The sequence below is a fragment of the Pseudoflavonifractor sp. 524-17 genome (assembly GCF_009935845.1).
Classification (GTDB): domain Bacteria; phylum Bacillota; class Clostridia; order Oscillospirales; family Oscillospiraceae; genus Pseudoflavonifractor_A.
Genome location: NZ_QWEK01000144.1, coordinates 1 through 690, shown reverse-complemented (window position 1 = coordinate 690; position 690 = coordinate 1). Strand labels below are relative to the sequence as shown.

Sequence of the window (690 nt, the reverse complement as noted above, 5' to 3'; positions counted from 1 at the left end):
GCGTTGACCTTGGCCTTGAGGTCGTCGGCCAGGTCGGCTTCCGCCACCTTCTTGGCCTCCAGGGCGGCGATACGGGCTACGGCGGCGGTGAGGTCCGCGGCGTCTGCCTTGCCGCCGATGGCGGCGTTGAGGGCGTCCGCCGCCTCCTGGTGGGCGGCAATGTAGTCCGCAATCTCCTTCAGAGTGTCATAAGTCTCCGGCGCGCCGTTGATCAGGCCGGAGATAGCCTGGGAGATAGCGGTGTCCATATCCTTGCCGGTGGGCCGGGTCTCTACCGCGGCCAACAGCTCCGCCAGCTTGGCGGACAGGGTGGTGCCGTCCACCCGGACGTTCTCCGCGCTGGTCTGTACCATCAGGTCGGTGAGCACACCCGCCACCTTGGCCCGCAGGATCGCTTTCTTCGCAATATTCGGCATACTGTTTTCCTCCTAGTCTGTGATTTCGATCTCGTAGATCTCGTCTTCCTCCGCGCCCAAGGGCGCCGCGTTGGTTACTGGGTGAGCCTGCCCGTCAATCTCCGCTGTCACCGGCGTCTCATCGCCCTCACCTCCCAACTGTAGTTCAATGATTTCCGGCCGCCTCGCCCGGGTGTCAAACCAAAATACCGCCCCCTTTTCCGGCTCGGTTTCTCCGATGACCAACAGCGGCAGGCCCCCTTCGGCCAGCTCCTTTACCGCCTCCCGGGCCGCC

General features: G+C 64.5%; 2 protein-coding genes. Both read right to left on the bottom strand.

Annotation, left to right across the window (positions count from 1 at the left end):
- The coding region (locus tag D1159_RS19330; RefSeq protein WP_347563741.1) for a hypothetical protein at positions 1 to 416 on the bottom strand (416 nt) is incomplete at its 3' end.
- A 12-nt stretch (positions 417 to 428) separates the two neighbouring features.
- Positions 429 to 690, bottom strand: a 262-nt coding sequence (locus tag D1159_RS19040; RefSeq protein WP_161847143.1) for a hypothetical protein, incomplete at its 5' end; no start/stop codon positions are given.